Annotated in this window: 31 protein-coding genes and 1 riboswitch; of the genes, 15 read left to right on the forward strand and 16 right to left on the reverse strand. The window is 60.9% G+C overall.

Features of this window, described 5'->3' with window-relative positions:
- Window positions 1-86 precede the first annotated feature (86 nt).
- Both pyrR and DAUD_RS06605 read right to left on the reverse strand, forming a co-directional pair.
- Window positions 87-641, reverse strand: a complete 555-nt coding sequence (pyrR, locus tag DAUD_RS06600; protein ID WP_012302402.1) for a bifunctional pyr operon transcriptional regulator/uracil phosphoribosyltransferase PyrR — start codon at window positions 639-641, stop codon at window positions 87-89.
- Window positions 642-840: 199 nt separating this feature from the next.
- On the reverse strand, window positions 841-1,104 hold the full coding sequence (locus tag DAUD_RS06605; RefSeq protein WP_012302403.1) for a YqhV family protein: 264 nt from the start codon (window positions 1,102-1,104) through the stop codon (window positions 841-843).
- A gap of 100 nt (window positions 1,105-1,204) precedes the next feature.
- Between DAUD_RS06605 and DAUD_RS06610 the strand changes: the two genes are divergently transcribed.
- The 3 genes from DAUD_RS06610 to DAUD_RS06620 all read left to right on the forward strand — a co-directional run bounded on the left by DAUD_RS06610 (window position 1,205) and on the right by DAUD_RS06620 (window position 3,854).
- Entirely contained in the window at window positions 1,205-2,419 is a 1,215-nt protein-coding gene (locus DAUD_RS06610; RefSeq protein ID WP_012302404.1) for an MFS transporter, read from the forward strand.
- Window positions 2,420-2,555: 136 nt separating this feature from the next.
- Window positions 2,556-3,344, forward strand: coding sequence for a phosphosulfolactate synthase (comA, locus tag DAUD_RS06615; protein WP_012302405.1), 789 nt, complete (start codon window positions 2,556-2,558; stop codon window positions 3,342-3,344).
- Between the two features lie 51 nt (window positions 3,345-3,395).
- The gene (locus tag DAUD_RS06620; RefSeq protein WP_012302406.1) at window positions 3,396-3,854 is read left to right on the forward strand and encodes a DUF441 domain-containing protein; all 459 of its coding nucleotides are present in this window, start codon (window positions 3,396-3,398) and stop codon (window positions 3,852-3,854) included.
- 70 nt (window positions 3,855-3,924) lie between these two features.
- Here DAUD_RS06620 and DAUD_RS06625 read toward each other — a convergent pair whose 3' ends face one another.
- The 8 genes from DAUD_RS06625 to DAUD_RS06660 form a co-directional block, all read right to left on the reverse strand.
- Entirely contained in the window at window positions 3,925-4,833 is a 909-nt protein-coding gene (locus DAUD_RS06625) for a PLP-dependent cysteine synthase family protein (protein WP_012302407.1), read from the reverse strand.
- Window positions 4,834-5,402: 569 nt separating this feature from the next.
- Entirely contained in the window at window positions 5,403-6,122 is a 720-nt protein-coding gene (cobU, locus tag DAUD_RS06630; RefSeq protein WP_320408579.1) for a bifunctional adenosylcobinamide kinase/adenosylcobinamide-phosphate guanylyltransferase, read from the reverse strand.
- Complete coding sequence (gene cobS, locus DAUD_RS06635; protein WP_012302409.1) at window positions 6,008-6,766, reverse strand: adenosylcobinamide-GDP ribazoletransferase; 759 nt, start codon at window positions 6,764-6,766, stop codon at window positions 6,008-6,010. Before cobS ends, cobU begins: the two co-directional genes overlap by 115 nt.
- On the reverse strand, window positions 6,759-7,820 hold the full coding sequence (cobT, locus tag DAUD_RS06640) for a nicotinate-nucleotide--dimethylbenzimidazole phosphoribosyltransferase (RefSeq protein WP_012302410.1): 1,062 nt from the start codon (window positions 7,818-7,820) through the stop codon (window positions 6,759-6,761). Before cobT ends, cobS begins: the two co-directional genes overlap by 8 nt.
- A gap of 110 nt (window positions 7,821-7,930) precedes the next feature.
- Window positions 7,931-8,734 carry a heme ABC transporter ATP-binding protein gene (locus tag DAUD_RS06645; RefSeq protein ID WP_012302411.1) on the reverse strand — a complete coding sequence of 268 codons (804 nt, stop codon included), beginning with the start codon at window positions 8,732-8,734 and terminating at the stop codon, window positions 7,931-7,933.
- Complete coding sequence (locus DAUD_RS06650; protein ID WP_012302412.1) at window positions 8,731-9,747, reverse strand: FecCD family ABC transporter permease; 1,017 nt, start codon at window positions 9,745-9,747, stop codon at window positions 8,731-8,733. Before DAUD_RS06650 ends, DAUD_RS06645 begins: the two co-directional genes overlap by 4 nt.
- 10 nt (window positions 9,748-9,757) lie before the next feature.
- Window positions 9,758-10,681 carry an ABC transporter substrate-binding protein gene (locus DAUD_RS06655; protein WP_012302413.1) on the reverse strand — a complete coding sequence of 308 codons (924 nt, stop codon included), beginning with the start codon at window positions 10,679-10,681 and terminating at the stop codon, window positions 9,758-9,760.
- Window positions 10,682-10,824: 143 nt separating this feature from the next.
- A riboswitch (cobalamin riboswitch) is annotated at window positions 10,825-11,011 on the reverse strand.
- Window positions 11,012-11,020: 9 nt separating this feature from the next.
- Entirely contained in the window at window positions 11,021-11,665 is a 645-nt protein-coding gene (locus DAUD_RS06660; RefSeq protein ID WP_012302414.1) for an AAA family ATPase, read from the reverse strand.
- A 57-nt stretch (window positions 11,666-11,722) separates the two neighbouring features.
- On the opposite strand from DAUD_RS06660, the gene DAUD_RS06665 reads away from it, so the two are divergent.
- Entirely contained in the window at window positions 11,723-12,025 is a 303-nt protein-coding gene (locus tag DAUD_RS06665) for a hypothetical protein (RefSeq protein WP_049752580.1), read from the forward strand.
- Window positions 12,026-12,249: 224 nt separating this feature from the next.
- The gene (locus DAUD_RS06670; RefSeq protein ID WP_012302415.1) at window positions 12,250-12,648 is read left to right on the forward strand and encodes a TIGR04086 family membrane protein; all 399 of its coding nucleotides are present in this window, start codon (window positions 12,250-12,252) and stop codon (window positions 12,646-12,648) included.
- Window positions 12,649-12,707: 59 nt separating this feature from the next.
- Here DAUD_RS06670 and DAUD_RS06675 read toward each other — a convergent pair whose 3' ends face one another.
- The 3 genes from DAUD_RS06675 to galT all read right to left on the reverse strand — a co-directional run bounded on the left by DAUD_RS06675 (window position 12,708) and on the right by galT (window position 16,593).
- Window positions 12,708-13,904: a M24 family metallopeptidase gene (locus tag DAUD_RS06675; protein WP_012302416.1), complete on the reverse strand. Its 1,197-nt coding sequence runs from the start codon at window positions 13,902-13,904 to the stop codon at window positions 12,708-12,710.
- Between the two features lie 138 nt (window positions 13,905-14,042).
- Window positions 14,043-15,545 carry a glycogen synthase GlgA gene (gene glgA / locus DAUD_RS06680; protein WP_012302417.1) on the reverse strand — a complete coding sequence of 501 codons (1,503 nt, stop codon included), beginning with the start codon at window positions 15,543-15,545 and terminating at the stop codon, window positions 14,043-14,045.
- Entirely contained in the window at window positions 15,538-16,593 is a 1,056-nt protein-coding gene (gene galT, locus DAUD_RS06685; protein ID WP_012302418.1) for a galactose-1-phosphate uridylyltransferase, read from the reverse strand. Before galT ends, glgA begins: the two co-directional genes overlap by 8 nt.
- A gap of 164 nt (window positions 16,594-16,757) precedes the next feature.
- On the opposite strand from galT, the gene DAUD_RS06690 reads away from it, so the two are divergent.
- The gene (locus DAUD_RS06690) at window positions 16,758-17,381 is read left to right on the forward strand and encodes a septum site-determining protein MinC (RefSeq protein ID WP_012302419.1); all 624 of its coding nucleotides are present in this window, start codon (window positions 16,758-16,760) and stop codon (window positions 17,379-17,381) included.
- A gap of 50 nt (window positions 17,382-17,431) precedes the next feature.
- Here the strand turns inward: DAUD_RS06690 and DAUD_RS06695 are convergent, their stop codons facing one another.
- Window positions 17,432-17,965, reverse strand: a complete 534-nt coding sequence (locus tag DAUD_RS06695) for an NUDIX domain-containing protein (RefSeq protein WP_012302420.1) — start codon at window positions 17,963-17,965, stop codon at window positions 17,432-17,434.
- A gap of 421 nt (window positions 17,966-18,386) precedes the next feature.
- Between DAUD_RS06695 and bioF the strand changes: the two genes are divergently transcribed.
- The 6 genes from bioF to bioB are packed head-to-tail and all read left to right on the forward strand — an operon-like array spanning window position 18,387 to window position 24,098.
- On the forward strand, window positions 18,387-19,541 hold the full coding sequence (bioF, locus tag DAUD_RS06700) for an 8-amino-7-oxononanoate synthase (protein ID WP_012302421.1): 1,155 nt from the start codon (window positions 18,387-18,389) through the stop codon (window positions 19,539-19,541).
- Window positions 19,542-19,547: 6 nt separating this feature from the next.
- Entirely contained in the window at window positions 19,548-20,339 is a 792-nt protein-coding gene (gene bioD, locus DAUD_RS06705) for a dethiobiotin synthase (protein WP_012302422.1), read from the forward strand.
- Window positions 20,339-21,700: an adenosylmethionine--8-amino-7-oxononanoate transaminase gene (bioA, locus tag DAUD_RS06710; protein ID WP_012302423.1), complete on the forward strand. Its 1,362-nt coding sequence runs from the start codon at window positions 20,339-20,341 to the stop codon at window positions 21,698-21,700. The genes bioD and bioA overlap by 1 nt, the downstream gene beginning before the upstream one ends.
- On the forward strand, window positions 21,697-22,368 hold the full coding sequence (locus DAUD_RS11585; protein WP_012302424.1) for an alpha/beta hydrolase: 672 nt from the start codon (window positions 21,697-21,699) through the stop codon (window positions 22,366-22,368). Before bioA ends, DAUD_RS11585 begins: the two co-directional genes overlap by 4 nt.
- Entirely contained in the window at window positions 22,369-23,115 is a 747-nt protein-coding gene (locus DAUD_RS06720; protein ID WP_012302425.1) for a class I SAM-dependent methyltransferase, read from the forward strand.
- Window positions 23,112-24,098, forward strand: coding sequence for a biotin synthase BioB (gene bioB / locus DAUD_RS06725; protein ID WP_012302426.1), 987 nt, complete (start codon window positions 23,112-23,114; stop codon window positions 24,096-24,098). The genes DAUD_RS06720 and bioB overlap by 4 nt, the downstream gene beginning before the upstream one ends.
- 94 nt (window positions 24,099-24,192) lie before the next feature.
- On the opposite strand, the gene DAUD_RS12480 is transcribed toward bioB, so the two are convergent.
- Complete coding sequence (locus DAUD_RS12480; protein ID WP_166485139.1) at window positions 24,193-24,342, reverse strand: hypothetical protein; 150 nt, start codon at window positions 24,340-24,342, stop codon at window positions 24,193-24,195.
- 186 nt (window positions 24,343-24,528) lie between these two features.
- On the opposite strand from DAUD_RS12480, the gene DAUD_RS06730 reads away from it, so the two are divergent.
- The 3 genes from DAUD_RS06730 (at window position 24,529) to DAUD_RS06740 (ending at window position 26,081) form a co-directional block, all read left to right on the forward strand.
- Window positions 24,529-24,957 carry an Hsp20/alpha crystallin family protein gene (locus tag DAUD_RS06730; RefSeq protein ID WP_012302427.1) on the forward strand — a complete coding sequence of 143 codons (429 nt, stop codon included), beginning with the start codon at window positions 24,529-24,531 and terminating at the stop codon, window positions 24,955-24,957.
- Between the two features lie 78 nt (window positions 24,958-25,035).
- Window positions 25,036-25,542 (forward strand): DUF3231 family protein, encoded by a 507-nt coding sequence (locus DAUD_RS06735; RefSeq protein WP_012302428.1) that lies wholly within the window; start codon window positions 25,036-25,038, stop codon window positions 25,540-25,542.
- A gap of 14 nt (window positions 25,543-25,556) precedes the next feature.
- Window positions 25,557-26,081 (forward strand): DUF3231 family protein, encoded by a 525-nt coding sequence (locus tag DAUD_RS06740; RefSeq protein WP_012302429.1) that lies wholly within the window; start codon window positions 25,557-25,559, stop codon window positions 26,079-26,081.
- Window positions 26,082-26,177: 96 nt separating this feature from the next.
- Here the strand turns inward: DAUD_RS06740 and DAUD_RS06745 are convergent, their stop codons facing one another.
- A complete protein-coding gene (locus tag DAUD_RS06745) occupies window positions 26,178-26,402 on the reverse strand; it encodes a hypothetical protein (protein ID WP_012302430.1) in 225 nt (74 codons plus the stop codon).
- Window positions 26,403-26,420 lie beyond the last annotated feature (18 nt).

Below are 26,420 nucleotides of genomic sequence, written 5' to 3' on the forward strand. Positions count from 1 at the left end.
GTGGAGAGGCCGGCACTTTCTGGCACCTCAGTTTTCCCTTGCCGGCCTCTCCGGACCGTTCTTAAAGGGAAGTCTTTTCGCTGTTGCTATCCTGTTTCCAGGATCACCACTCGTTCTTGACCGTCTATGTCTTCGAGCTGAACCGAGATGATCTCCCGCGACGAGGTGGGCACGTTCTTGCCCACGTAGTCAGCCCTGATGGGCAGTTCCCGGTGTCCCCGGTCGATCAGGGCGGCCAATTGAATCGCCCGGGGCCGGCCCAGATCCATTATGGCGTCCAGTGCCGCCCGCACCGTCCGCCCGGTGTACAGCACGTCGTCCACCAGGATCACCGTTTGGTCGGTCACCGGGAAGGGGACCTCGGTCCGGGACAGTTGCGGCTGGGGGCCGAGCCGGGTCAGGTCGTCCCGGTAAAGGGTGATGTCCAGAAACCCCACCGGAACCTCGGCGCCTTCGATCTGCTCAATTTTCTCGGCCAGCCGGAGGGCCAGTGGCACGCCGCGGCGCCGGATGCCGATCAGGACAACTCTATCCACGCCCTGGTTTTTCTCGATGATCTCGTGCGCGATTCTGGTCAGTGCGCGGCGGATGCCGTCACGGTCGAGAATGGTCGCCTTTTCGCGGCAGTTCAGGTGTCCCATCTAGTCATCCCCCCGATGCAAAAAACCTACCCGCCACCTGTCGGCAAGTAGGCATAGTCCACCCGCGGTCCCCACGTTAGCGGGCCGGGATCAAATCTATGTTACCTTACCAGTCTCTCTGGACCGATTTAAAGGTGGCTTGTTCTTAAACACATTACTCTGTTTTCCGGGCGCTGTCAAGTGACTTGCCGGTAATTTTTCAGATATTTTTCAGGCCCAGGAAAATCAGCCCGACCCCGGCGAGAATCAGGATCAAACCCACGGGTGCAACCTTGCCAGCCAGGCCCACCAGGCCAAGGGCGGTTACGGTGACCATTATAGTAGGGCCGACCAGCACCAGGCTGGCGTTGATCTTGAAGGCGGTCTCCACCCGGCCGAAGTAGAGCATCAGCATTGCGGCCGAAAACTCAATGGTGGCCGACATGAACCGGAGCGCCGCCATCCCCAGCACAATCTTATCCACTGGTGTACCCCCATCCTAGCACCGTTAGGAGTTTATATGCCGCCGTGGACGGGTATATGGCTCCTAGGGCCGAGATAAACTAACCGGCGGGAGGTTGCCAATGGACACCAAACAGAAAATGATGCTGGCCGGACTCAGTTCCGTGCCCTTCGTGATGGTCCTGGGCAACTCCATGCTGATCCCGATCCTGCCTTCCATGCAGCGCGCGCTCGATCTGACCCCGCTTCAGGCGAGCCTCGTGATCACCATGTTCTCGGTGCCGGCCGGCCTGATGATTCCGCTTTCCGGCTTTCTTTCGGACTACTTCACCCGCAGAGTCGTGATCATCCCGGCGCTTATCTTGTACGGCACCGGGGGTCTGATCGCCGGGGGGGCAGCCCTGATCGGGGCGGGCCCGACCTACGCGATCATCATCGGGGGCCGTATCCTGCAGGGCATCGGCGCCGCCGGCACCGCGCCCATCGCCATGGCCCTGACCGGAGACCTGTTCAAAGGGCAAGAGCGCGGCCCGGCCTTGGGGGTGATCGAGGCGGCCAACGGGTTCGGGAAGGTGGTCAGCCCGGTGCTTGGCGCGGCGGTGGGGTTGATCATCTGGTTTGCACCCTTTTTCGTGTTTCCAGGTCTGACGGCGCTCTCGGCCGCGGCCGTCTGGCTCGCGGTCCGCGAACCAAAAAAGGAAAAGGAACCGCAGCCGCCCGCCCAGTATTTCCAGTCCATCCTGCAGGTGTTCGAAAAGAAGACTTCCCTGTTCCTCTCCGCTTTTCTGGCGGGGTCGCTGGCCCTGTTCGTCCTGTTCGGGATCCTGTTCTTCCTTTCCGAACACCTGGAGGAACGTTTTCACCTGTCCCTGATTATCAAGGGCCTGCTCCTGGCCATCCCGGTGCTGTTCATGTCGGTGACCTCGTTCATCACCGGGGCGGTGATCAAGCGCAAGGTGAAACTGATGAAGTTTTTGACCGTAACCGGGCTCGGACTGATGGCGGCGGCGCTGGTGGTGATGCCGCTCTCTGACAACACCTACCTTTTCTTCACCGCCATTTCCTTCATCGGGATCGGGGTAGGGCTGATCCTGCCGTGCCTGACCACCCTGATCACCAGCAGCGTAGACCCGGCCAGGCGCGGCCTGGTCACCTCCCTCTACGGCGGGGTGCGGTTCTTCGGCGTGGCCGCCGGCCCGGCCGCCTTCGCCCTCTTGCTGGACCTGGGTATGAGACCGATGAGTTGGATTGTGGCCGGCGGCGCAATCGCCGCCGGCGTCGTCTTCCTGATTTTCGTCCGTACCAAGCTGCTCCAGCAGAGCCCCGACCCCGCCTGATCAAAGCGGCAAACCGGCAACTCCCGTTCGCCAATGTCACAACTTGCCAGTATGGTGCATACATTACACCCAAACCATCGAGCATAGCCGGCCGTAATACGCTATCATAGAGCATTCGACGAAAGGAGCTGGCAGTATGGAGAGCTGGCGGGAGATGGTGGCTTTTCCGCTCACAGGCCGAAGCAGAAAGCCCAGGACCAGGGGCCTGACCATGGTCCTGGACAAGGGCTTGGGACTCGGCGAAACCAAGGACCTTCTGGACATCGCCGGGGACCACGTGGATCTTTTGAAGCTCGGGTTCGGGACCTCCGCCCTGTACGGGGACGGCATTCTCCAGGAGAAGATCAATCTGGTCCGGCGGTACGGTATCGACATCTATCCCGGGGGCACCTTCATGGAAGTGGCCATTGCCCAGGGCCGTCTGCTCCCCTTCCTACGCACCGCCAGACAACTGGGGTTCACCGCCGTCGAAGTGTCGGACGGCACTCTGTTTCTTGATGCCGAAGTGCGCCGGGAAGCGATCATCCTGGCGTTGGAAAACGGTTTTAAAGTCTTAACCGAAGTGGGCAAAAAGCACGGCCACCCCAACTGCCTCGACCTCGCCCGGCAGGCCAAACTGGACATTAAGGCGGGCGCGAGCTGGGTGATCGTGGAGGGCCGCGAATTCGGGCGAGATGTGACGGTATACGACGGCAACGGCCGCGTGCGCGAGGAGCTACTCGCCCTTTTTCTGGAATGTGTCGAAGATCAAAACCTGATCATCTGGGAGGCGCCCCTCAAGGACCAGCAGGAGGAGCTAATTGTCCGGTTCGGTCCGGACGTAAACCTTGGCAATATCGCCCCGCAGGAACTTCTGTCGCTGGAGGCGCTGCGCGTGGGACTCAGGGGGGACACGCTGCGCCGCTGCTACCAACGCATGGTCTAATGCGGTAATATTGGGGGTTACGGTCGCATAGCTTGGCAAAAACGGTAGGCGATGCCCGTGACCTCCGAATTGATTCTGGCGGCGCTCCTTCTGGTCGGTGTCCTGGCCAAATCACACCTGATAGCTGCCGCCGCCTGCATTCTGTTGTTCATCAAGCTGGCCAGGTTTGACCTGGCTTTCAACTTCCTGGAGCAAAAGGGGCTGGAACTCGGCCTCTTAATCCTGCTGCTCACGATCATGGTGCCCCTGGCCAACGGCAAAATCAGTGAGCGCGACATTATCTACAACCTGACCTCGATTCCGGGTCTTCTGGCCATTCTGGGCGGCGCTCTGGCCACCCACCTCAACAGTCAGGGTCTCCAGATGATGCAGGCCGACCCGGCGATCATCTTCGGACTTATTATCGGGTCCATTTTCGGGATCCTTTTCCTGGGCGGCATGCCGGTGGGGCCCCTGATGGCCGCCGGCATCGCCGCCCTGTTCATGGAGTTTTTCAAGTATACAAAGTGAAAACCAAGAACCATTATGGGGCTGAAGCTACCGCAACAGGATTCCGGATGAATCCACCCTAGCGGTTAGATTAAGGCGAGCACTTGGCGCAAATGGACCGAAACAGCGTGGTGCTCAAGTACCGCTCCCCGCGGTCCGGCAGAATCACCACTATGGTGCCCGAATCCATCTCCTCCGCGACCCGTAGCGCCCCGACCACCGCGGCGCCGCTGGACATCCCCACGAAGATCCCGAGCCTGGTGGCCAAAAGTCTCGCCATGGCAAACGCCTCGTCGTCAAACACGGTCACCTTGCCGCTTAAGGACTCGGGGTGGTAGATGCCGGGCACGATCGACTCCTGCATGTTTTTCAGTCCTTGGATGGCGTGGCCCAGGACCGGCTCCACGCCGATGACCTTCGCTTCGGGCTTCTTCTCCCGCAGGTACCGGGCCACCCCCATCAGGGTACCCGTCGTGCCCATCCCGGCCACAAATACGTCGACCTCGCCGTTGGTCTGGTCGTAGATCTCCGGGCCGGTGGTCTCGTAATGGGCCAGAGGGTTGTTTTCGTTTTCGAACTGGTTGAGCATGAAATAACGCTCCGGTTCATCGGCGGCCATCTGGAGCGCTCTCCTGATGGCCCCGTCCGTGCCCTCCTGCGCCGGGGTCAGCACGGTTTCCGCGCCGAACGCCTCCAGCATCCGGCACCGCTCCACGCTTACGCACTCCGGCATCACCAGCTTGGTGTGGTAACCCTTGGCCGCCCCGATCATCGCCAGGGCGATTCCGGTGTTCCCGGACGTGGGTTCCAGGATGGTCTTCCCCGGAGTCAACTGCCCCGCTTCCTCGGCTTTTTTCAACATGTAGTAAGCCGGACGGTCCTTGACCGAACCCCCTGGATTGCACCCTTCCATTTTGGCCAGGATTCTTACCCCGGGTTTCGGGCTCAGGGTCTTCAGTTCAACAAGCGGCGTGTTGCCGATGAGGGACAGGATGTCCATTCGCTTCCCGCCTCCAAAGAATTTGCTGGGTAGGGTTTCACCCTGCCCGACTGCCTTTCCTGCCTCCTGATTGGTTGTGAAAAAAGGTTTTAACGGTACCCCCGACACCACGGCGGCAAACCATAAGCCCAGAGGCCGGTTGAACGCCGAAACAAGTCAGGGAGGAACACAAAGTTGGACGACAAAAGAGCTGTTCATTCGGGAGCGATCTACAGCAGCACCCCGGGCCGCCTGGAGTGGAAGAAGCTCCGAATGGCCGCCACCCCCAAAACCCCGTGACCACACCTCCGGAGCCGGATGGCGGGCCGGTTCGGTGTCCAAGCCGGCTCCGGCCCCGCAGGGAGCGGGCTAATGCACCAGCCGCCAGGTCGCCAGCCAGGCGCGGAATTCCCAAACCTTACCGCGAAAGCTCAAAATCATCAAAGCCGTGCAACCCCCTTCGCTTAGATTGTCCAATTTATATGAGGGCCACACCCGGCTTGATGCTCTATTCCGCCAACGCAGTGTGCTATCCGGCAACTTCGTATTCACATTTCATCCGCGCGGCCTCCTGCCTGCGACAGTGGTTCCTAGCCCGGTTCCGATACGCTTCCGGGAAGAACAGGAAACTTACCTCCCGTCTTGATCTGAAGTGGAACACCGGCCACCATAAGGAAAACCTCTTCCGCCTCCCGCGCCAGTAACTGATTGGCTAGCCCCAGGGCGTCCCGGTAGCGGCGGGCCAAGGCGTTGTCCGGGACAATTCCCATCCCGACCTCGTTGGAGACAACGACGCAACAGACCCGATAGTTACTCAGGATCCGTACGATTTCCTCTATTTCCCGGCGCACCGCTTCCAGACCAGCATCCGGTTCCAAACCGGAAAACGTAACCGCCTGGCCGGACAGTATGATGTTGGCCACAAGCATTGAGAGGCAATCCACTATTACGGTTCTCACACCGTCAAGATGTCCGGCCAGACTCTGCCCCACCCTAAGCGGAGCCTCCAGCAGGCACCAGTCCGCAGGCCGTTCCCGGCGGTGGGCTTCAATGCGCGCCCGCATTTCCGGATCCCCCGGCTCCGCGGTCGCGACGAAAAGTACGCGGCCTGACTTACGGAGGGCTATATCCACAGCAAAGCGGCTTTTGCCACTCTTGGCGCCGCCAAGAACCAAAACAATTCTATGCCTCAACTTTACAAAGCCTCCCAGGCGAAAATCGTTATCACCAGGACGGCAGTTTCCACGAACTCGCAAATCATTCCGTAGGTGTCCCCGGTCAGGCCGCCGAGCCGACGTGCCAACCACCACCCCAGGCCCAAGGCCAGGGGGATTACGGCCGTCAGGGCCACAGCCGGTCGCCACGGCATTAGTACGAAAACCAGGACCAGGCTGAAAACCGTGGATGCCACCAGGCCTGGAATGCCTGTACCCCGCTTGAACTGGTAGCCGAGGCCGCCGGGCCCGCGGGCGTACGGGAAGACTGTTATCACCAGAGTTATGGTCCACCGGCCCAGAAGCGGCGCCGCAACCAGGGCTGCTGGCAACGCCCCCGGTCCCAGGGAAGCCAGGGCGGCAAATTTTACTATCAATAGGGAGACAACCCCGACCACCCCGTACGCGCCCGTCCTCACGTCTTCCATAATGGCCAGCCTGCGCTCCGGAGTCATTCCGGCCAACCCGTCACAGGTGTCGGCGAGTCCGTCCAGGTGCAAAGCCCCGGTCGCCACCACCCAGGCGAGAAGGAGCAGCGCACCGCGCAGCAGTTCGGGTAAGTCTGCCAGCAACGAATTCAGTCCTGCAAGTGCCATGCCCAGGAAAGCTCCAACCAGGGGGAAAAATGTAGCCGCGCCGCCCAGTTCCGTGGCGCTGGGGGCGTTGCGGCCCAGGGGCAAAACGGTGAGCAACCGCACCGCTGCCAGAAAGGAACCCGTCAGTTCTCTTAGTTTAATCATTCTTAGCCTGGGAAACACCCGCATCCTGAAACGTGGCCATCTCCGCCTGAATTGCCGCCGCCGCAGCCACCAGGGACATTCCCAGGCAAGCCCCGGTACCCTCTCCAAGCCTCATCCCAAGGCAAAGCAAGGGGTCCAGTCCCAGATGCGCGAGGAGTACGGCGTGCCCAGGCTCGGCGGAAAGGTGACCGGCAATCATATAGTCCCGCACCTGGGGAGCCAAGCCTACTGCGATCAAAGCCGCAGCCCCGGACACAAAGCCATCGATGACAATCGGAATCCGGTGGGCGGCCGCCGCAAGGATGACACCGGCAAGCGCTCCTATTTCGAATCCACCGACTTTGGCGAGTACGTCAAGAGGATCGGCCGGGTCAGGTCTGTTTACTGCCAGCGCTCTCCGGATCACCGCACACTTCTTGGCCAAGCCGGCATCATCAAGACCGGTGCCCCTCCCGGTCACCTCTTCAACAGGTTTTCCCGTCAGCACGGAACAAATAGCGCTGCTTGGTGTGGTATTGCCGATACCCATATCCCCGGTTGCAGCAATATCCACGCCCCGGGGTAGTTCCGCCTCCAAAACCTCGATTCCGGCTTGCACCGCCGCTACGGCTTCTGCACGGCTCATAGCGGGTCCAACGGCCATGTTTTTGCTGCCGGCGGCGATTTTTTTCGAAATAAGGTTACCTACCCCGCCGGTATCCGACTTGGTTCCCACGTCCACTACCACCACCCGGGCGCCGACCTGCCGGGCCAGCACGTTAATACCGGCCCCCCCGCGCTCAAAGTTGAACATCATTTGGGTGGTTACCTCCTGAGGGTAAAGACTGGTTCCCTCCTCCGCCACGCCGTGGTCGGCGGCTATTACGAAGACCGTCTTCCGGTCCAGCCGCGTTTTGACCTGTCCCGTAATGCCGGAAACCAGCACCCCCAAGTCCTCCAGGCGCCCCAGGCTGCCACGGGGTTTGGTCAAATCATCCTGCCTCTCCCGTGCGGCGCGCATCGCGGCCTGATCCAAAGGACCGATGCGTTCTATTGTCCGTCTTAAAACATCCAAACCCTTACCCCTCCCGGATATCATATTTTTAGGACCAGGATTCCATGTCGCAATAACCATGCCCGGCACAATGCTCCAGCCCCTACGCAGTCCCCTGTACCATCAGCGCCCTAGCCTTCAACAGTACCGGTCCTCCCCGACAAGAGCATAACCTGCGGGCGGCCGACCTCGGGGTGGTCAACGACCACAACCGCACCCCGGTACGTCTGCAGGATAAGCTCCGGTGTAATGACCTCGTCCGGTGTACCCAGAGCCATGTTACGGCCCTGGGCCAGCAGCAGCACCCGGTCGGCGTAAAGGCCCGTAAGATTGAGATCGTGGAAGACCCCGACCACAGTGATCCGCTGTTCATGGCTCAATTTCAACAGCAAATCCATGATGGCGATTTGATGGTTAAGATCGAGATGCGCCACCGGTTCGTCAAGAAGCAGACATTCCGGCTCCTGGGCCAAAGCCCGTGCCAGCAGCACGCGTTGCCGCTCCCCGCCGCTGATGGTGGTGACCAGCCTGGATGCCAAATGCTCTACACCTACGTCCGCCATGGCGCGCCGCGTGATCTCACGGTCTATCGGACCCTCATGTCCAAATCGGGGGAGGTGCGGGTAACGTCCCATCAGCACCACTTCTTCCACCGTAAAGGAAAAGTCCAAGTGCGTTTCCTGCCCCACAGCCGCTATCCGCAGGGCACGCTGGCGTGCATTCAAGGCGCGCAGCGGAATGCCATCAAGTCTTATCCGACCGGACAAGGGCGCCAAGGTCCCTCCCAAAAGGCGCAAGAGGGTCGTCTTTCCGGCCCCGTTAGGCCCGATAATCGCAAACAGTTCCCCACGGCCAACCGAAAAGCTCAGATCGCTGATCACTGGCACACCAGCATAAGCAAAACAAATACTCTGAACTGAAAGATAGTCTTTCATAACTGACCGAACAGCCCCCCCCTCCGCCGCCAAAGTAAGTAGAGAAAAAACGGACCGCCTGTGAGTGCGGTAATAATTCCAAGGGGAATCTCGACGGGACCGATGACGGTCCGCGCGATAACGTCGGCCGTAACCAGAAAGGCACCACCCGCCAAAGCGGAAACTGGAAGTAACACCCTATGATCCGGTCCGGCCAAAATCCTGACAACGTGCGGGACCACCAGTCCCACAAAGCCGATCAGGCCGCCGACCGCTACTGCGGCCGCCGTCAGGAGCGCCGCCGCAAAAATGAGCACCATCTTTGCTCGTTCCACATCCACCCCTATCTGCGCGGCGGTCTCCTCGCCGCCTAACAACAGGTTCAGTTCCTTGGCCCAAGCAAATACCAGACCTAGTCCAACCGCTATGTAAGGGAGACACAGGGTGACGTGGCTCCAGTTACGTCCCGCAAAACCGCCCATCAGCCAGAAGATAACCTGATGCATCCGCTCCTGCCCCCAGAAGATCAGCAGTGACGCCAGAGCCGCCAACAGATAGCCGACAGCCACTCCGGCCAGAATTAGAACGAAAACCGGCAGTTTGCCGTTAACCCGGGCTAGTTGATAGACCAGCCAAACAGCAACTATAGCCCCCGCAAACGCCGCCAAGGGTACCACGCTAAATCCCCAGATGCTCCCGGCCAAGCCGGTTACAATGACTGCGGTGGCGCCGAACGCGGCCCCCGCCGAAACACCGAGCAGGTACGGGTCGGCGAGCGGGTTGCGCAACAGCCCCTGCAGCACCGCACCTGAAACCGCCAGGGCGCTTCCTACCAGGGCCGCTAGAATCACGCGCGGCAGCCGGATTTCCCACAGGATGAGCGCGGTGGGCGGCGCGGTCGCCTCGCCCGAACGTAAAGCCAGGAAAATCTCGGTCAGACCGATGGGTACCGGTCCGCTCGCCACGCCCGCCACCAGGGCAAGGAGCAGCGATAGACCGACAATGATGAACAGCACTCTTGGTGACACGCGCACGAGATGACTCCTAGCGGCCAAAGACTTCCGGGTGCAGCACCCGGGCCACCGCCTCCAGGGCATCGACCAGGCGCGGACCCGCCCGATTTATCAAGTCGGCATCAATGGCGTACACCCGTCCGGACTTAACGCAACTCACGTTTGACCACCCGGGACGCCGGGCGATTTCTTCCAGTGTTTGCAGCGCCGCAGCCCCGTGCCCGTACGAGTGCAGCATCACCTCCGGGTTTTTCTGCACAATGACCTCGGTGTTGTACTGTGGCCAGGGCACAGGTGCGTCCGCCGCCACGTTGATCCCACCGGCCAAACCAATGAGGTCATCGATGAAAGTTCCCGGACCGGCCGTGCAGAGGGGTTCGTGCCAGACCTCATAGTAAACCCGGGGACGTTTTGATGGAGCTATTTTTGACGTCCGTTCGGTAACGGCCTCGACCCGCGCCCGTAATTCGCCTGCGAGACGTTCGGCTTCTTTCTCCAGACCGGTCACTCGACCTACCAGGACAATATCGTTCAGCACTTCTTCCACGCTATGCGCGTTCAGGACAACCACCGGTATCTTCAGGTTGTCCAACTGCAACACAAGCTCCCGGTGCAGGTCGGCCGCAACCACCAGGTCCGGCTCAAGGAATACAATCTTTTCCAGGCTCGGATTGGCGAACCCCCCCACCCGTTCCTTTGCCAGGGCCTCAACCGGATAGTTGCAGAAATCGGTCACCCCCACTATCTTCGGCCCGAGACCAAGTGCAAAGAGAATCTCCGTATTACTTGGTGCCAGTGAAATGATTCGCCCGGGTGACGCCGTGACCGTCACTTCGCGGCCGACGTCATCGGTTACCGTAATCGGAAAGTCCGCCCCCAAAGCCGCCTCTTTCGGCAGATCGCCGCAACCGGCGCAAAGCAGGGCCAAGAGCAGAATTACCGTAATAAGCCGCACTTTTGCAGCTTCCTTTCACTGTAGATTTCACCAAACATAAACAAGAAACCCCGTCTCCTGACAAGACCGGGGTTTTCAAGGTCAGCCGCCGCCTGGTGAAAAACGACGCATGGCCCGCGCTCCCCCCTCTCCCGCGGAGGTGATTGTGGCGCCGTATCCAGGCAGGTCTCCTGACTGAGGTTCACCGCGCCTGCCGCCTTCCCAGGCTTTCCGCCTAGTGGCTTTTACAGGCAGGCGCTCCCCATCACAGTGGCGGGGCCGTCCGGGATTCGCACCCGGTTCCCTTTTTCACCCTGCGCCGCGCAGGGCACCTGAATACTTTATGAAGTTATACATGTTCTAGCACAGGTCCGGGCGGTTGTCTATCCTGGTTGTGCCAGGAAATTCCCCGGGGAGTCCGGGGGAGGGGGTTGACCGGCACCGGTCGCCCCGTTTCTCCAGTTCCCGGATGCGCCCCAGCGCCAGGCTCAGCCGTTCCTCGAGACCGCCCCGCAGGGTGAATATTTTCCCGGGCGGAACCAGCCCCCGGAGAACGGTCCGGATCAGCCAGTCCATTTCCGCCTGGTAGTCCGTGTTCACGGTGCGGAAACCGTTCGACACGAGCGGGATCTCGGGCGGGACGTAGAGCATCAAATCGTAAGTTTGGGCGTGCCGCTCACACTCTCGGTAATAATCCACATTGGCCCGGCTGGTGGACCGCCCGGATCGCCACTTCAGCCAGTAAGCGGCGTTGTCGATCACGGTGCGGTCGGCGATGAACCGACCCAGTTCGTCCTCGGCTCGGATCTGGGCCTTCAGGCATTTCCACTGAAAGGACCGGGAGAGCTGCGGGCGGCCCTTCAGCTTCCGGAGATGATCCAGACCAAGTTCCCTGGCCACCACCCGGGCCTGCTCCTCGACGAGCGGCAGTCCGGTTTCCCTGGCCAGCGCCCCGGCCAGGGTGGTCTTGCCCACCCCTTGCGCCCCGCTCAGACCGATGCGCACCCGTACCCACCTCTTTCAACCCGTGTCCCGCTGCTAGTGTTCCCCTGGAGCGGCGGGTTGCTTCCCTATTTTTTGAATTTGGGCGCCTGGAAGGCTCAGGCGCGTGGGGCGGGCGTCATCCTGCAGACCGTGCGCGAGGGACGGCTCAACATCCGCGACATCTATATCGTGAACGTCTTCCTGGTGATCTGCCACGGGATCATCGACGATACGGCGATCTTCATCGCGATCGGGGCTGAAGGCCTGTGGATAGTCCTGCCGCGGGTGATCACCGCGCTGGTCGTCTGCTACCTCCTCTCCCGGATCCTGAAACCCGCCGCCGAACCAGAAGTGCCCCAGGCCCCGGCAACCCCCAGGTAGGGTACTTGCAACATCGTTACATGCACCAGCTATCGGCAGTGGCCCAAATCCCCGCCACCTCGGGTAAGATATTTGTGCCCCAACCACCCCCGGCTTTTTGGACCAGACCCGGTCCCCAAGGCCAAAGCCCGACGCTTGCGGCCGGTGTTTCGGTCGCGCAAGGCATATTCCCTCGCTTCACGACATAGTCATTTTAGAAATCTACGGCGGGAGGGATCATCCCGATGGCTTTTCCGAGCGACCAGCCTGCGCGGCAACCCATGAACTGGATCGCGATGGGCCGGGGTCTTCTAGTCGCGCTGGCCTTGGCCATCGTGCTCAGTCTGGTGTCCACCGTACTGCTTTACTTCTCGAACTTCTCGGAGAAGTTCATGCCCTGGATCGCCGCCTTCATCGTATTCGCCGGGGTGTTCTTCGGCGCCGCCCTGGCAAGCGCCCGCGCCGGATCCAAGGGGCTCTATCACGGGCTTGGCGTGGGGCTTGGGTTTTTTCTTCTGATGTGGGGATTGGGGACGCTCCTGTTCCCTGGACCGATAACCGTGATCGGGTTGCTGGAAAAGCTCCTGCTGACCGGTTCAGCCGGTGCTCTCGGCGGCATCGTGGGCGTGAGCATCAGCGACTGACATACCACACCCCCAGGAAAGTCAAAAGGTAAAAAGGGGCCAGGCCCCTTTTTTAAATATTAGGGGAGTTCGATTATTTCGTCAGGGTAGTTGGTGAGCCGTTCGAGCCCGTTTCCCGTGATCACGAAAGTGTTCTCGATGCCGACCACCCCAATGCCCGGGAAGGCGAACTTCGGTTCTACGGCGATGACCATGTTCGCCTCCAGCCTGGTTTCCCGGCCGGGGGCCAGCACCGGCAGTTCGTTGAGTTCCAGGCCCACCCCGTGACCCACGAACCGGACCGGATTGTCATAACCCATGAAGTGAGCCGCGAGCCCGGCCTCATCCGCCAGCGCCCGGGCCCGCTCGTACACTTCGGCAGTGGTCTTCCCGGGACGGATTTCCGCCGCCAGGGTGTTCTGGATCTCCAGGGCGGTCCGGTGCGCCCGCTGCAGCGTTTCGGGCAGTGTGCCGGCCACGAAAATCCGGGTCATGTCCACAATGTAGCCGCGGAAGATGCCCGGGTAGTCCACCACCACCGGCTCGTTGCGGGCCAGTTTCTTGAAGGAGGCGCCGAACCGGAACTCCGGGCCGACCCCCGTCCCGCCCGTCGCGCCGTCGAAAAAGCCGGCCTGGGTGGCGGTCACCCCCGTCATCAGATGCCCCCAGAAGGTTTCGGCGTTCAAGCCCCGCATACGCAAAAGTCCCTGGTGACCCTCCCGGCGGGCCACAGCCTCAAACAGGCCGGCCATCTCCACCTCGGTGCGCCCTTCCCGGATGATGCCCGGCAGGGAAGCGAACATCGCGTCCGCCCGGCGTCCGGCGTCGCGCAGGAGGGTAAGCTCGTAGGGCGTCTTAACGGCTCGTAGCTCCTTGATAAGAGACGAGCAATCGACCAATTCGGCCCCCGGGAACGCCTTCTGGTATCGGAAGTAGGTCTGCACCGGCAGCACGTCCAACTCCAGGCCGAGCCGCCGGGGCACGGGGTATCCCGCTTCCCGGATGAGTCCGGGCAGTTGGCTGAAACTCTGGATGGGCACCACGTCGTCCAGGGCGGCGTCGGCCCGGGCGGAAGCCCAGTCCCGGCGGACCATGAACCGGGGCGTGCCCTGGGCCGGGATGTACAGGTGACCGTCTTGGAAGGTGCCCGTGAAGTACACCAGGTCGGCGCTTTGCACCAGCAGCGCCCCGTCAATCCCGTGTTCTTGCAGACGCTCCTGGAATCTCAGCCAACGGGCGGCGAATTCGCCCGGCGGGCGTTCAATTTCCGGCAGCACTTCGACAACTACCCCCTGTCCGTTCAAAGTCAAGGATTTCCACTAATGCTAGCGCCCCCGGCCCATGCTTGTCAATACGAAAAGACGGCCGCCCCCCGGGGCGGCCGTCCTGTGCACGGCTTTGCGCGCCGCCTGGCGTCAAGCGATGCGGATGCCTCTTTCCTCGCTGACCTTTTCCATTGCGTCCCGGTACACCTGGAGGTACTCCACGGCCGAACGGGCCCAGGAGAAGTCCATCTCCATGGCGTTCCGCACCAGCCGGCCCCAGGCTTCCTGATCCTCGCGGTAAAGCTTGAGGGCCCGGGCGATAGCGCTGTACAGGGCCCGGGCGTCGTACTCCTTAAAGACAAAGCCGTTACCGCCGCCGGTGGCCAGATCGTACTCGTTCACCGTATCGGCCAGGCCGCCGGTTTCCCGGACGATGGGAATGGTTCCGTAGCGCAGGCTGATCAATTGTCCCAGCCCGCAGGGCTCAAATCGGGAAGGCATGAGGAACATGTCCGAGCCGGCGTAAATCCGCTGGGCCAGAACAACGTTGAAACCGATGTGGGCAGCGATCTTCCCGGGATGCTGCACCTTCATCTCCCGGAACATGTCCTCGTAGTACTTGTCGCCCTTGCCCAGAATCACCATCTGTATATCCAGACGCATCAATTCGTCGATGATCTCCGCGATCAGGTCCAGGCCCTTCTGGTCCACCAGCCGCGTGATCAGCCCCAGCACCGGAACATCCCGGACCGGCAGGTTCATTTCCCGCTGCAGGGTGAACTTGTTTTCCTTTTTGTGCTCCCAGTGGTCCACATCGTAGTTCCGGTGCAGGCGCGGGTCGGTTTTTGGGTCGAACTCGTGGTAGTTGATCCCGTTCACGATGCCGTAAAGTTCGTGCGCGCGCTGCCGTAGCACGCCCTCCATCCGCTGCCCGTATTCGGGGGTCTGAATCTCCCGGGCGTAGGTCCGGCTTACGGTGGTAAGCACGTCGGCGTACTGGATGCCGGCCTTCATGAAGCTCACGCTGCCGTAAAACTCCAGTGCTTCCGGCCGGAAGTACTCCTTGCCCAAGCCCAGCATGTGCAGCACCTCCTTGGGGAAGTTCCCCTGGTACTGCAAGTTGTGGATGGTAAAGACGGTGGCCATGCGGCTGAAGAACGGGTCCCCGCGATAGTGTGTCTTCAAGAACAGCGGGATCGGGCCGCACTGCCAGTCGTTACAGTGGATCACGTCCGGCTGCCAGCCCAGCCTCGGCAGCATCTCCAACACCGCTTTGCAAAAGAATCCGAAACGCTCGGCCTCGTCGTCGAAGACGTAGATTCCGTCCCGGTAGTAGTACTGGTAGTTGTCAATCATGTACACGGGGACGGTGTGGCGCGCGCCCTGGAACTGAGCCTCGATTTCACGCTGGCGGATGATCGCCTCGTGGTTTTTGTCCGCGAACCAGACCGGAAAGTCGGTCACGTACCGGGCGTCCTCGATCATTTTGTAACGTGGCATCGCCACCCGGACGTCGTGATGCGACAGCCCGTGGTCGACAACAGTCGCGAGCGCCTTGGGCAGGGAGCCAGCGACATCGGCCAGTCCCCCGGTCTTGGCGAACGGAACCACTTCCGAAGATACGAAAAGTATTTTCAGCGGACGGTCAAACATGTTTCGGCACCTCCTCTGGAATAGTGTACGCGTGGGGCGGCGGCACGGCGCCTTCGAGCGCGTCCCGGAGAGCCTCGGCCGCGAGTTCCGGGGGTGTCGGGTTGATGAAGTACCCCGTCCCCAGTTCGTAGCCGGCCGTGATGGTCAGGCGGGGCATGATCTCGAAGTGCCAGTGATAGAACAGCTCCCCGCCGACGTTAATGGGCGAGGTGTGGAGCACCAGGTTGTACGGCGGCCGGCAGACGGCCTCCGAGAGTCTGAGCAGAGCCTCCCGCAAGACCGGGGCCAGATCGCGGATGTCGTCTTCGCCGATCTGGCCGAAGTCAGCCTGGTGTTCCTTGGGCAAGATCCACATCTCAAACGGGTAGCGGGCGGCAAAAGGCACCAGGCACACAAAACGGCCGCTCTCCCGCACCACCCGGTCCCGTCCGGACAGTTCCTGGTGAACCACGTCGCAGTAGGCACAGGTGTTCCGGTGCCGCCGGTATTCGTGGAGCCCGGCCAACTCCTCGGCCACATCGGCCGGAACCATGGGGATGGCGATCAATTGGGAATGGGTGTGCTCCAGCGAGGCACCCCCGGTGCGCCCCTTGTTCTTGAAAATTTGAATGTACTTCAGCCTGGTGTCGTGGCGCAAATCCAGTAATCGGGCCCTCCAGGCCCAGAGCACCTCCTCCACCTGCCGGTCGGACTGGTTGACCAGGTCCGGTTCGTGGTCGGTGGACTCCACGATCACTTCGTGGACCCCGATCCCGTTCATGGCTTCGTAGATGCCGTCTTGCCACGCATAGTAGCCCTCGTTGGGAAGGACGGCCGGAAACTTGTTCGGCACAACCCGGATCCACCAACCCGGCTGGTTGGCGGGGGAGTCGGCATCCCGGAAAGCCAGGACTTCCGGGGGAGTCTTGTCTTCGTTACCTACACACAGGGGGCAGTCGCCCGAATTGAGCTGGTCAGGGGGGCAGCGGAAATCGTGGGGGCGCTTCGCCCTTTCCGTGGCGATGATCACCCACCGGTCCACCACCGGGTCCTTGCGCCACTCCGGCATGGATTTAGAGCCTCCTTTCAAAACAGGACTAATGCGAATAATGTTCCCTGCTACACTAAAATGGTGTACTTGATACGGTTTTTTTATGCCCAAGGAGGAAAAAAGTCATCTCTGATCGAAATAGCGTGGGAGGGCAAACTCGGCAACACAGGAAGGGATTAACTTTGTCGAGCGAAGTGCAAATCAAGGGCACCCGGCACGGGTTGATGATCCTTATTCCCCAGACGGGTGATTTTGACGAACTAAAGGATACCCTGCGCCGAAAGATGGAGTCGGCCAACGGGTTTTTCCGCGGGGCGCACTTTTTCCTGCGCCCGGAGCAGGCTTCCCTGACAGCGCACCAGCAGGAGGAGCTGGAGCTAATGCTGGTCGGATACGGTCTGGTGCCGCTCCCGAGCGCCACTCCCCCGCGCCCGCCGTCCCGCCCCAAGCCGGCGGCGCCGCCGGCCGGCGACCGCACGCACATCATCTGGCGCACCATCCGCTCGGGCCAGCGGGCCCGCAATGATCTCGGCCACCTGGTGATTATGGGGGATGTGCACTCCGGCGCCCTGGTCGAGGCCGGGGGCCATGTATTGATCATGGGCAGTTCGTGGGGCGCGGTCCGGGCCGGGATATACGGCGACCGGCAGGCAAAGGTGACCGGTCTGGATTTCCGCGGGGGCGTGGTCTCCATCGCAGACGCCGTTGCCCTCATCGGGGAGTCCGAAGCCAGTCCCCAACCGGGACCGCACCAGGCGTTGCTCAAAGACGAAGGGATAGTCTTTGTGCCGTTTCCGGCAAAGTAGGGTGGAACGCGGACTCCGGACGTGTTTGACTCCTGTCTGTCCCGGTTCATTCAGCCCATTTCCCGCGCCACCGTCAGCAATCCCACTAGTGACTTGCCGTCCCGGATCGTACCCTCGCTGATCATTGCCAGCGCCTCTTCCAGCGGGACAAGCTCCACCTCGATGAACTCGTCTGCGTCCGCGGACACTTCTTTGGCTTTGAGCTCTGTAGCCAGAAACACATACATCCGCTCACTGGTGAAGCCCGGCGTGGAGTAGTAGCTGCACACCAGACGCCAATCCCGGGCCGCGAAACCGGTTTCCTCCAGCAGTTCCCGCCGGGCGCAGGCCAGCGGGTCCTCTCCGGCCTCCAGCTTCCCCGCCGGGATTTCAAGCAACTCTTCTCCCACGGGGTAACGGTACTGGCGCACCAGCACCACCCGACCGAGGGCGTCCAGCGCGACAACGGCCACCGCGCCCGCGTATTCCACCACCTCGCGGGATCCGGTGCGGCCATCCGGCAGCAGCACCGTGTCCACCCGAACGCGCAGGATCTTGCCGCGAAAAACATACTCGGAAGCCAACCTTTTTTCTTTCAGACTCAAGCCCGCACACTCTCCGTTTTCGAAAAAGTCCTGGTCTAACATAACCACTTTCGCTGCTCGCCAGAAGGTTCCCTGCCGATGGGGAGGTGTGACGCGGGAAGTGGGCGGTGAGATGTGCGTCCAGGATGAAGATCCGGGGTACCTGGAAGTCTTGGCATAAGACTTTTAAAAAGGCCAAAGCAGCCATCGACAAGTGTCCTGAAATCCGGCAGTTTGCCGGTACGTAAGCCCGCCGCGTCCGGCCGATTCTCCTTGACACCACAGCGGCAGCGGGTCTAAACTATATTGTAAAATTGTAAACTTGGATTGCTTACAATGGTTGACATTTTGACAATCGGACGCGAAAATTAGAATACAGAAGCTAAAAGACAAGGATCGGCAGGGAACTTGACACCCTATTCTTTGCGGGAGCCATAATCCAATGAGGGAATTCCTGGAAGAAACCCTTCAGAAAATAGAGGCCGCCGGGCTCAGGCGTTCTCTGCGGCCTCTGGAGCCGCTGGGACCTACCCGGGCGCTTTTTAACGGCCGTGAGGTCACTCTTTTCTGCACCAACAACTACCTGGGGCTGACCCACCACCCCCGGGTGACTGCCCGCGCGCAGGAAGCGCTCCGGAAATACGGCACCGGAAGCGGTGCCGCCCGTCTGGTAAGCGGACACAACCCTTTACTTCAGGCTCTGGAAGAAGCCCTCGCGCGCTGCAAAGGATCTCCCCGCGCCCTCGTTTTCCCCACGGGATATACGGCCAACTTGGCGGTTATCGGCACCCTCGCCGGCCGGGAAGACGTTATCTTCTGCGACCGGCTCTGCCACGCCTCGCTCCTGGACGGCTGTCTCTTAAGCGGCGCTAAACTCGTTCGTTTTTCCCACAACGACGCCGATTCGCTGCGCCGACTGCTTAACCAGCATACCGGTCGGCGGCGCTTCATCGTCACCGAGGGGCTTTTCTCGATGGATGGCGACATCCCGCCGCTCCCGGAATTTTATACCCTGGCCCAGGAGTTTGAGGCCATACTCATCGTTGACGACGCTCACGGCACCGGCGTGCTCGGTCCTAACGGCAGGGGAACGGTTGCTGACGCAGGCATACCAGCGGAAAGAATTGTTATTTCCGGTACGCTTTCGAAGGCCCTGGCCTCGCTCGGCGGCTTTGTTACAGGCCCCGGCCTTTTAAGCGAATTTCTTTTAAACCGCGCCCGCTCTTTCATCTTCACTACGGCACTGCCTCCGGTTTCGGCCGCCGCCGCCCTGGCTGCGCTGGAAGTACTGGAAGCAGAACCAGCGATTTTAGAAGGCCTTTGGGAAAATGTAATGCGGTTCCGCCAGGGGCTGAACGCCCGCGGTCTTCCGGCAAGCGGAAACTCTCCAATCATCCCGCTTATCCTGGGTAGCCCGGAACGGGCGCTACGCGCCGCGGAAAACCTCCTGGAGCAAGGCTACTACGTCCCGGCGATTCGGCCGCCGGCGGTGCCACCGGGAACCGCCCGGCTCCGCATTACGGTGAGTGCTGCTCACACCCCGGCAGAGATAGACGGCTTCCTGAACGCACTTGGAAAAGCCTTAGAGGAGGCATAAAAGGAATTGCCTGGAACAGCAGGAGCGACAAAACCAAAGCCGCCCTCCCTATTTATTACCGGAACCGACACCGGCGTAGGGAAAACCATCCTGAGCGCCCTGATCGGTCTCATCTACAAGGCGACAGGCCTCACCGTCGGCTACCTTAAACCGGTAGAAACCGGGGCAGTCAGCGTAAACGGCGAACTGGTGCCCCCGGATGCCTCTTTCCTGGCCCGGGTTTTAGGTCTGGAAGACGAACCGCTGGAGATGCTCTGCCCCTACCGCTTCGAACTTCCCGCCTCACCCCATCTGGCGGCCCGCCTGGCCGGGAAAAGGATAAAGCCGGACGTCATCCGGGAATGTTTTAACTACTTCGACCGGCGCTACGATACCGTCATCGTCGAAGGCGCGGGCGGCCTTTTTGTTCCGCTGAAAAGCGAGTACCTGGTGGCCGACCTGGCGCGCGACTTGAAACTCCCGCTTGTAATCGCCGCCCGGCCGGGACTCGGCACCATCAACCACACCCTTTTAACGATCGCCGCCGCCCTCCGAGCGGGACTGGCTGTGGCCGGCGTCATCATAAACCGGTATCCGGTGGATCCGGACCCCGTGGTTAAAGATAACCCGAAAGCGATCACCTTCTTCAGCGGTGTACCAGTGCTGGCGCTGGTCCCGGAAATCGCCGGCCTAGAGAAGAGAGAGCCAGTGCTTAGGCTGATAGAGGAGGCAGCGGCAAAAGTCGAGGAAACTTACCGGTTGAGCGTTGCCCTGGCAAGACGAGCAGTCCAGGAGGAAAACCCGGGAGGGCCACTCTGATGTATACCTCTGAAGAGATCGCACGGCTCAAGGAACTTGACCGTGCTCTTATCTGGCATCCCTTCACTCAGATGAAGGAATACGTCGCGGAAGACGCCCCCATCATCGCTGCGGGCGAGGGCTGCTACCTGATAGACATCTACGGACGGCGCTACCTCGACGGCGTCAGCTCCCTCTGGGTCACCGTTCACGGTCACCGGGTGGCCGCTATTGACCTGGCCATTCAAGAACAACTGGGGAGGATCGCCCATTCCACCCTACTGGGTCTCGGAAACATTCCTTCGATCCTACTGGCAGAAAAGTTGGTAAGCCTCGCCCCGTTGGGCCTGAAAAAGGTTTTTTATTCCGACAACGGCTCGACCGGCGTGGAGATCGCGCTTAAGATCGCCTTTCAGTACTGGCGGAATACCGGACAGCCGCAAAAAAAACGCTTCCTTTCATTTTACAACGCCTATCACGGCGATACGCTGGGTGCGGTAGGCGCGGGAGGCATCGAACTTTTTCACCACATCTACGGGCCGCTGGTGGTAAGTTCCCTCAAGGTTCCTTCGGCCTACTGCTACCGCTGTCCCTATGGAGACGCCGGTACAGAAGACTGCCGGCGTGACTGCTTCGGGGCAGTCGCCCGCACCATCGAAGCACACGCACCGGAACTAGCCGCCGTCATCATCGAGCCGTTAATCCAGGGTGCCGCCGGGATGCTCACCTGGCCCCCGGGCTACCTCCGCCACCTGCGGGAGATTTGCGATGCCTACGACGTACTGCTCATCGCCGACGAGGTGGCCACCGGTTTTGGCCGCACTGGCAAGCTCTTTGCCTGCGAGCACGAAGGCGTCTCCCCGGACCTGATGGTTGTAGCCAAAGGAATCACCGGCGGTTACCTCCCCCTGTCCGCCACTCTGACCACGGAAAGGATTTACGAGGCCTTTTATGCCGATTACGCGGAGCTGAAAACCTTCTTCCATGGCCATACCTATACCGGCAACCCCCTGGCCTGCGCGGCGGCGCTGGCCAACCTCCGGCTCTTTAAAGAGGTGAAACTCATTGAAAAGCTCCAGCCGAAAATAGCGCGGCTCCAGGAATTGCTGGTCGGTTTTTGGGACCTTCCGCACGTGGGCGACATCCGGCAGGCCGGTTTTATGGTGGGCGTCGAACTGGTGAAAGATAAAGAAACCAAAGAACCCTTTCCGCTCGCCCGCCGGACTGGACGGCGGGTGATCCTCAAGGCCCGGGAGAAGGGGGTCATCATCCGGCCCCTGGGCGACGTAGTGGTACTGATGCCGCCGCTGGCTATTTCGGAAGAAGAGCTATCGCATCTCTGCGAAGTGGTGGCCGTCAGCATCCGGGAGGCGGCGGGATGATCGCGCCCGGCGTTCCTAAGGACAAAGCCATAACGGTGCAACGGGTGACGGCCGCCGGGGCGCCCGCCTATCTGCTGGTGCCGGAAGGTGCCGAAGGATGCGCAGTCGTCCTACACGGATACGGGGGCTGCAAGGAGGAGGTGTTGGGCCTGGGACTGGCGGTGGCCGCCGCCGGCTTTACCGCCTGCGTTCCCGATCTGCCGGGCCACGGGGAGCACCTCGAAACGCTGACAGGGGAAAGCATCGAAAGATTCACCGCCAACGTCAAAAACGCCGGTTTTGTAGCCGCCGTCGGGCACAGTTTAGGCGGGCGGATGGCGCTGGCCCTCGGGATAAAACCCCTCTGTCTCCTCTCTGTACCGTTGCAGGCCCGTTTCGACGGCCGGAAAAGTGAGCTTTTGCGAGTGCTTCGCGCCCGCCGGGTACGCGAGCCGAAACCTTTCGCGGGGTTGGAAGAGGCGCTCGCGGCGCTGGGCGACTCCCGGCCGGGGCCGCCGGTCCTGCTCCTGCACGCCGCCCGGGACCTCCCGACCTGTCTTGAGGCGGCAGTTCGGGCAAAGGATGCCGGCTGGACGGTGATTGCTGTCCGCGGCATCGGGCACACAGACATCATCAGCGCCCCTGAAGCGGTCGCGGCGGTTACTGCATGGTTTAAAGGAGTGGATTAGGTGCCCACGGCGGAAGTTTTCAACGCCAACAGCAACCTGTACGCCACAGCGGTCAACGAGCGCTTCTATACCCGGATTGCCGGCGCTTTAGCCAAAAAGGTAGCTAGACGGCTTACGCCCCGGCGAATCCTGGAGCTTGGTGCCGGCACCGGTGCGGGAACGGTGGTACTCCGGCGCTATTTCCCCACCGCCGCGATCCTGGCCACCGACCCGAGCAAAAAGATGCTCGCTTACAACCAGGAGAAGGCGCTCAGGGGTGTCACCTATGGTATCCTCGCCGCCGAAGAAGTCAACTGCCTGGATGAGAAGTTCGATCTGGTCTTCGGCAACATGTGCCACCACTGGTTCGCCCCGGGAACCACTTCAAAGCTCGCGGCTCTCCTCGCCCCCGGCGGTGCTGCCGCCTTCTCCGTTCCGGTAAGCGGCCTGGAAAAGGGGAACGGCAATCTGCTCCTGCTCCGGATTTGTAAGGAGTTGGGTGGCCGGCAAAACCACCGGCGCTTACCCTGCCCAGCCCGCCTGCGCCGGGATTTCGAGAGTTTCGGCACTTACTTCGCCGAAAAGATAATCCTCCGGGAGACACACTCCCCTGCTTTCTGGGCGACCCTCTTGCGGGCGCGCGGCTCCTGGGCTTACCTCTTCGGCAACCAGGCCGCCCAAGCCGAAAGCCTATGGCAAAAACTCAGCGCGGGTTGCGACGCCGTAACCCTCTACTGGCACATCGTCCTGGTGGTGGCAAAAAAATGAATCTGCAGGAGAAAACCGCGTGGATCACCCACGTCGCCCGGCGGGTAATAGATGGCGACACCCTCTCTTTCGAAGAAGCAACCGCTCTCCTCCAGCTACCTGACGCTGTAACCCCCTTTTTGCTCGGCTGGGCCGACGTGGTAAGAAAGTGCTTCCACGGCAACCGGGTTGACCTCTGTGCCATCGTGAACGCCCGCGCCGGGCGCTGCTCCGAGGACTGCCGCTTTTGCACCCAAGCCGCTTGCTACCACACGCGGGCGCCGGTTTATCCCCTGCTTCCGGCAGAAGGAATCATCCGTCGGGCTAGAGCAGTCCGGTCCCAGGGCATAAAACGCTTTTCCTTGGTTACCAGCGGGCGCGACCCCGGTGGTGATTTCGAAAAAATCCTCGGTATCACCCGACAGCTCAAAAGAGAAGTCCCGGAACTGAAGCTCTGCGCTTCGCTTGGCATCATCTCGCCTACCGAAGCCCGCGCCTTAAAAGAAGCTGGTCTTGATCGCTATCATCACAATCTGGAAACAGCGGCGAGCTTTTTCCCAGAAGTCTGTACCACCCACCGCTACGAGGACCGGGTCGCTACCATCCGTGCCGCGCAGAAAGTGGGCCTTGAGGTCTGTGCCGGCGGCATCATCGGCCTGGGTGAAAAACCGGAGCAGCGGGTAGAGCTGGCCCTCGCCCTGCGCGAACTCGGCGTCACCTCGGTGCCGGTGAATATCCTTCACCCGGTCCCCGGCACCCCGCTGGCCACCCAGCCGCCGCTCCCAGCGCTGGAGATACTGCGTACCCTGGCAGTCTTTCGCTTGCTGCTGCCGGCGACCACCATCCGTTATGCTGGCGGTCGGGAGCACAACCTCCGCGACACTCAGGTGCTGGGGCTCGCCGGCGGCGTCGACGCGCTCATCACCGGTGACTACCTCACCACCGCCGGCCAGGGCACCGCTCGCGACCGGCAGCTCATCCGCGACCTGGGACTGGAGGGCTGAGCCGCCGCGGACAGCGCCCTCTATGCGGCAAAGGCGGCGGGCAAGGACCGCATCGTCGCTGGCGGGCAGGCGTGACGGGACGCACACCCCTGATTCAACGGGCCCGGGCCCAGGCGGCCACCTGCGGCCAGCTTTCCCGCGTGACGAAAGCGAAGGACCAGAGGTAGCTCAGGACAAACCCCAGGTAGACAGGGTAAAGGTAACGCCACCGCCAGCGCGCGAAGATGTTCCTGTAGGTGCACAAGAGGTGCCAGCCGCCGAATACCTAGCGTTGTGGCACGGGACGAGGAAATTCATATGGAATCCTTCAGGGGTTCTCTGTGAAAGTAGCCTCGGGATTTCGCGGGTGGTCGCGGACGGTCGGGCGGTATAGAAAAACACATGTTAGAAACAATATCAAGAACAAAAGAAATAACAGGAGGTCGGAACCATGGGCCTGAGACGTTGGGACCCCCCCGAACTGACGACCCTGCGCGAACAGATGAACCGGCTGTGGGACACGCTGCGGACCGGAACGCGGGAGGCCGCCGCCCCGCGGGTCGACGTGCACCAGACAGAGAACGAGGTGGTAGCGGTGGCGGAGCTGCCGGGCGTGCCCTCCAAGGACGACATCGAGGTGCAGGTAACCAAGGACAGCATCTCCATCCGCGGGGAGATCAAACGGGTGCACGACGTCCGCGAAGAGGACTTCATCCACAGCGAGCGGTTCTACGGCAGTTTTTCACGGATCCTGCCCCTGCCGGTCGAGGTCAAGCCGAATGAAGCGACGGGGCGATTCGAGAACGGGATTCTGGAAATACGGATTCCCAAGACCGAAGCCGGCCGCAGACCGAAGGCGCACCGCGTGGACATCAACTAAGCGGGGAAACTCCAGACCGCGGTAGAATCGTAGCACAGGCTATCCGTCGAATGATAAGCGCCGAGGAGGCTCCTGGCTGTGAAGCTTACAGATATTGCCAAGATGGCAGGGGTTCAGGGTGGTCACTTACCGCTGCTGGCCGGTGAGGCTCACGCCATCTGGCGGTTCCTGACGTTACGTTATACCTTCTTTGAGTTTACCCAACTTGTGAGCAACTATATTGAGGACACCGAGTTGAAAGCGGGAGTAATGAGGGGCGTGTCCTCCACTTTGCAGAGGCAAATCAGAAAGACGGAGGAACTCCTGGACGCTTTTGGGATTCCCCTGCCGCCCAAACCGCCGAAGTCGGTGAGCGCCGTGGTGAAATCAGAGACTATGCGGGATGAGACCATCTACCGCATGCTGCTGATCGGCATCCAGTACTTTCAGGAAACTCATACGGAAATACAGCGCATGATGAATGACGACAAGCTGCGCAACCTCTTCATGGGTTGGATGAAGGAAGAAATGAAAATGTATGACCTTATGGTCAAATATGGCAAGATGAAGGGCTGGTACTGGAGCGCCCCCCAGTACAAGCATTAGGAGGTAGCCGACTTTTGGTCCAGTTGTCGGACATAATGGACGCGCTCAGCAGCGCAACCACAGGGCAACGGCAGAGCAAGTTATATGCCGGAGAAGCCCACATCCTGTGGGAAACCCTGCAGCAGCGTTACGACTACTACGAATTCAGCCAGATCGTGATCAACAATATCAGCGACTCGGAATTCAAGATACTGGCGTCCAAAGGCGTCGGGGACACGATGAGGACCCAGATCAACAGGTTGGAGGACCTACTGAACACGTTCGGCATACCCCTCCCAAAGCGACCGCCCGAAACCGTGATCGAGTCCGGCGAGACTGACGTCTGGCGGGACGACACAATTTTTAACCTGTTGCTGATGGGTATTCAAAACTTCCTGGGCGTCCATCTCAGAGGAGTTAAACTGTTTGTATCCGACGGGCTGCGAAACCTGTACAATGAGTTTATGGTAGAAGAACTGAAGGTGCACGACAATCTCGTAAAGTACGGCAAGCTTAAGGGTTGGCTGCCAAGCCCGCCGGCGTACAGACAACGGGCCTGAGGGGATCTGTACGAGAGTCGGGAACCACTTTGGGGTTGGAGTCGAGGTCCTCGCCCCGTATGGGGCACCAAAACTGAATTCATGCTGCTCAAGGGCTCACAACGCCTGAATGCCCAATTCGGCCAAGTGGGCGACGATCGCCTGCAGGTCCAGCCGCCCCTGGAGAATGACCTTGCCGTTGACCGCCAGGGCCGGCAACGGGTAGGCGTCGCGGCGCAAACCCTCGTCCGCGATGGTTTCGCGCTGCCGGTAAGCCACCGCCACCCGGTCACCGTAGCGGAGACGCAGCACCTTTTGCAGCAATTTGAACTGGGCATCCACGGGGAGCACGTCCCCCAC

It is taken from the genome of Candidatus Desulforudis audaxviator MP104C, assembly GCF_000018425.1.
Lineage (GTDB): Bacteria > Bacillota > Desulfotomaculia > Desulfotomaculales > Desulforudaceae > Desulforudis > Desulforudis audaxviator.